General features: G+C 66.7%; 1 protein-coding gene. It reads left to right on the top strand.

Going from position 1 to position 375, the window contains the following annotated elements; genetic code table 11:
* On the top strand, positions 1 to 375 hold a 375-nt coding region (locus IE101_RS17980; RefSeq protein WP_505706169.1), incomplete at both ends, for an adenine nucleotide alpha hydrolase family protein.

Here is a 375-nt window from a genome sequence, read left to right as displayed (position 1 = left end):
GTCCGAGATTGTGGTTGTGTCGATCGGCGTGAAGCAGGCGCAAGAGACGCTGCGGACGGCGCTTGCGATGGGGGCGGACCGGGCGATCCTGGTTGAGGCTGCGTCGGACGTGCATACTGACATCGAACCGCTCGCCGTGGCGAAGATCCTGGCGGCGGTAGCGAAGGAAGAGGCGCCCGGCCTGATCCTTGCGGGCAAGCAGGCGATCGATAATGACCTGAACGCGACGGGGCAGATGCTCTCGGCGCTGCTGGGGTGGTCGCAGGCGACCTTTGCCAGCGAGCTTTCGGTTGAGGGTGACGCGGCGACGGTGACGCGAGAGGTGGACGGCGGTCTGCAGACCATCCGGGTGCAGCTGCCTGCGGTGGTGACGGT

Source organism: Gemmobacter lanyuensis (assembly GCF_014652355.1).
In the GTDB taxonomy this organism is placed as follows: Bacteria; Pseudomonadota; Alphaproteobacteria; order Rhodobacterales; family Rhodobacteraceae; genus Gemmobacter; species Gemmobacter lanyuensis.
The sequence above is the reverse complement of the archived record's forward strand: the minus strand, read 5'-3'. Positions and strand labels throughout refer to the sequence as shown.